Consider the following 3,097-nt stretch of genomic DNA (forward strand, 5'->3'; position numbering starts at 1 on the left):
CGCCGTCGACGGCGCGGACGCCCTGGAGAAGACGGCCGTGTACCGGCCCGACCTGATCGTCCTGGACATCCAGATGCCCCGGATGGACGGCCTGACCGCCGCCCGCCGCATCCGGGCCACCGGCGACACCACGCCCGTCCTGATGCTGACCGCCCGGGACACGGTCGGCGACCGGGTGACGGGACTGGACGCGGGGGCGGACGACTACCTGGTCAAGCCGTTCGAGCTGGACGAGCTGTTCGCCCGGATCCGCGCGCTGCTGCGCCGCAGCTCGTACGCGGCCGCCGTGGCCGGCGCCACCGACCACAGTGACGTCCTCACCTTCGCCGACCTGCGCATGGACCTGTCGACCCGTGAGGTGACGCGGGGCGCGCGCCAGGTGGAGCTGACCCGTACGGAGTTCACGCTGCTGGAGATGTTCATGGCGCACCCGCGCCAGGTCCTCACCCGGGAGCAGATCCTGAAGGCGGTCTGGGGCTTCGACTTCGAGCCGTCGTCGAACTCCCTCGACGTGTACGTCATGTACCTGCGCCGCAAGACCGAGGCGGGCGGCGAGCCGCGCCTGGTGCACACGGTGCGGGGCGTCGGCTACGCCCTGCGGCAGGGCGGCACGGAGTGAACAGGCTGGTCCGCAGGTACCGCTCGCTCCCGATCCGGGCGCGGCTGTCGCTGCTGGTGGCGGCGGCGGTGGCGTTCGCGGTGGCGGCGGTGTCGGTGACGTGCTGGTTCATCGTGCAGGAAAGGCTGTACGAGCAGCTCGACGACGACCTGAAGAAGGCGACGGTGCTGCAGGGCCCGCAGCGGGTCGACGAGATCCGCAGCGCGCTGAACAACTGCACGGACACCCCCCGGGAGAGCATGGACGGCGGTTTCGGCGAGACGTTCTCCCAGGTGGTCCGGGAGGACGGCACGGTCTGCCTGTTCCCCAGCTCGTCGGGCAGGATCGAGGTCACCTCGTCCGACCGGGACGTCATCGCGAGCGCCGGCGACGGTTCGACCGGCCTCCACCGCGACGGCACCGACCAGGACGGCGCCGAGGTGCGCGTGCTGACCCTGCCGCTGGTGATCAACGATCCGAGCACGCTGACCAGTTCCAAGGCGGCCGTCCTCGTCGCCGTACCGCTCAAGGGCACCGAGAAGACGCTCAACGACCTCGCGCTGATCCTGCTCCTCGTCTCCGGCGTGGGCGTCCTGGGCGCGGCCGCCGCCGGACTCGCGGTCGCCCGGGCCGGCCTGCGCCCCGTGGACGAACTCACCGAGGCCGTCGAGGAGGTGGCCCGCACCGAGGACCTGGGCATCCGCATCCCCGTGGGGGACGACGCCGAGGACGAGGTCGCCCGCCTCTCCCGCTCCTTCAACTCCATGACGTCCGCCCTGGCCAGCTCCCGCGACCTGCAGCAGCAGCTCATCGCGGACGCCGGCCACGAGCTGCGCACCCCGCTCACCTCCCTGCGCACCAACATCGAACTCCTCACCCGCAGCGAGGAGACGGGCCGTCCGCTGCCCGCCGGGGACCGCAAGGCGCTGCTCGCCTCGGTCAAGGCCCAGATGACGGAACTCGCCGCGCTCATCGGCGACCTGCAGGAGCTGTCCCGGCCGGACACCGCCCCGCACGAGGGGCGCGCGCAGATCGTCGCCTGGCAGGACGTCGTGGAGTCGGCGCTGCGCCGCGTCCGGCTGCGCGGCCCGGAGCTGACCATCACGGCGGACGTCCGGCCGTGGTACGTCCGCGCGGAGCCCTCCGCACTGGAGCGGGCCGTGGTCAACGTCCTGGACAACGCCGTGAAGTTCAGCCCGGAGGGCGGCACGGTCGAGGTCCGCCTCGCCGACGGGGTGCTCACCGTCCGCGACCACGGGCCCGGCATCGCCGCCGACGAACTCCCCCACGTCTTCGACCGCTTCTGGCGCTCCCCGACCGCCCGTGCGCTCCCCGGATCGGGCCTCGGCCTGTCCATCGTGGCCCGCACGGTCCAGCAGGCGGGCGGCACGGTCACCCTGACCCGCGCGGAGGACGGCGCCGGGGGCACGACGGCCACGGTCCGCCTCCCGGGGGCACCGGTCCCGCCGCCCGAGGTTCCGGAGCCGGAGGCGCCGTAGCCGGAGGCGCTGGGGCCCGACGTCCTGTGGCCGGGGGCGCTGTGGCCGGACGTTCCGGGACCGGAGGGGAGGGGCGGCAACCTTTCGGTGCCGGGTGGCGACCGACCGGCGACTCATCCCCCCACACGGATCGGATCGCCGTATGAGTGAGCACCCTCGCGCAGCCCGGCACCGCGGCGGCACCGGGGCCCGGGCGGTCGCCGCCCTCCCGCTGGCCCTGGCCACCGCGGCCGCCGCCCTGGCCTACGGAGCCGCGCCGGGCACGGCCGCCGCCCTCCCGGCCGCCGCCGCGACGACGCTCACGGTCGCCGGGGACGGCACCGGCCAGTACCGCACGGTGCAGGCCGCGGTGGACGCCGTCCCCGCGGACAACCCGTCCCGCGTGCTGATCTCCGTCAAGCCGGGCACGTACCGGGAGACGGTCAGGGTCCCCCCGGACAAGCCGCACGTCACGGTGCAGGGCAGCGGCGGCAGCCGCAAGGACACCGTGATCGTCTTCAACAATGCGGCGGGTACCCCGAAGCCGGACGGTTCGGGAACCCACGGCACCTCGGGCAGCGCGACGTTCACCGTGCGGGCCGACGACTTCCAGGCCCGCAACCTGACGATCTCCAACGACTTCGACGAGCGGGCCCACCAGTCCCTCGCCGGGCACCANNCGCCGGCTCGACGGTGAACGGCGACGTCTCCGACCGCGCCTTCCACCTCGGCCGCCCCTGGCACGCCGGGGGCGACGCCTCCCTGGACCCGCAGACCACGGTCCGCGACACCACCCTCAGCGCCGTCGCCCGGCCGAAGATGAAGTCGACGTTGCCGACGACCTGGGAGTCGGTGACCTTCACCCTGCCGAGGCGTTCCTTGGCGGCCGTGTCGAGCAGCAGGGTGTCCTGGTCGCCCTCGACGACGACGCCGTCCAGGAGGACCTTGTCCGCGGCGGTGCGCAGGGCCACGGCCTGGTGCCCGGCGAGGGACTGGTGGGCCCGCTCGTCGAAGTCGTTGG

The 3,097-nt window shown here is 73.7% G+C and carries 2 protein-coding genes and 3 pseudogenes; 4 read left to right on the forward strand and 1 reads right to left on the reverse strand.

Going from position 1 to position 3,097, the window contains the following annotated elements; genetic code table 11:
* From AOK18_RS25290 to AOK18_RS35480, 4 genes and pseudogenes are all read left to right on the forward strand, one after another.
* A partial coding sequence (locus AOK18_RS25290; protein ID WP_055695828.1) for a response regulator transcription factor occupies positions 1 to 619 on the forward strand: 619 nt, incomplete at its 5' end.
* Complete coding sequence (locus tag AOK18_RS25295) at positions 616 to 2,097, forward strand: sensor histidine kinase (protein WP_055572210.1); 1,482 nt, start codon at positions 616 to 618, stop codon at positions 2,095 to 2,097. The genes AOK18_RS25290 and AOK18_RS25295, both read left to right, overlap by 4 nt.
* A 187-nt stretch (positions 2,098 to 2,284) precedes the next feature.
* A pseudogene (locus AOK18_RS34695) lies at positions 2,285 to 2,754 on the forward strand (pectinesterase family protein); the annotation flags it as partial.
* 2 nt (positions 2,755 to 2,756) lie between these two features.
* A pseudogene (locus AOK18_RS35480) lies at positions 2,757 to 2,889 on the forward strand (pectinesterase family protein); the annotation flags it as partial.
* Between the two features lie 44 nt (positions 2,890 to 2,933).
* On the opposite strand, the pseudogene AOK18_RS35485 reads toward AOK18_RS35480, so the two are convergent.
* A pseudogene (locus tag AOK18_RS35485) lies at positions 2,934 to 3,047 on the reverse strand (hypothetical protein); the annotation flags it as partial.
* Positions 3,048 to 3,097: the final 50 nt, after the last annotated feature.

It is taken from the genome of Streptomyces prasinopilosus (assembly GCF_001419695.1).
Lineage (GTDB): Bacteria > Actinomycetota > Actinomycetes > Streptomycetales > Streptomycetaceae > Streptomyces > Streptomyces prasinopilosus.